Source organism: Dietzia sp. KRD202 (assembly GCF_017168155.1).
GTDB lineage: Bacteria > Actinomycetota > Actinomycetes > Mycobacteriales > Mycobacteriaceae > Dietzia > Dietzia kunjamensis.
On sequence record NZ_JABFAN010000130.1, the window covers coordinates 1 to 392 of the forward strand.

At 73.5% G+C, this 392-nt stretch carries 1 protein-coding gene; it reads right to left on the reverse strand.

Annotated features, from left to right (window positions below):
- Positions 1–150: 150 nt before the first annotated feature.
- On the reverse strand, positions 151–392 hold a 242-nt coding region (locus J1M64_RS19310; RefSeq protein WP_206475247.1), incomplete at its 5' end, for a hypothetical protein.

A 392-nucleotide genomic window follows, 5' to 3' on the forward strand; every position in this document is an offset into this window, starting at 1 on the left:
GTCTACGGCGGCACCGGCCGCTGACGCCGCACCCGCCGCTGCCCCACCCACCAACGACGCCGGCCCCGCACCTTCAGCGTGAAGGTGCGGGGCCGGCGTCGTGCGGGCGGTTCCTCCCGTTCCGTCAGCGAGGACGGAGGGGGTCGGCGGTCACGGGACCTGGACGGTCACGTCGGTCGTGATGCCCGCGTCCCAGGTGACGAGGCCCTTCCAGGTGCCCGAGGTCAGGCCGGACCAGGAGAGGGTCGCCTCGGTGGCCTTGCCCGAGGTCACGGGCACCGGGTTCGGGGAGACCGTGAGGTTGCCCGCGTCCTCGCGCAGCTTGAGCGTCTCGAGGGTGCCGGTGTCCTTGCCGCCGTTGGCCGCGTACAGGTGGCCGACCACGGTGTAGG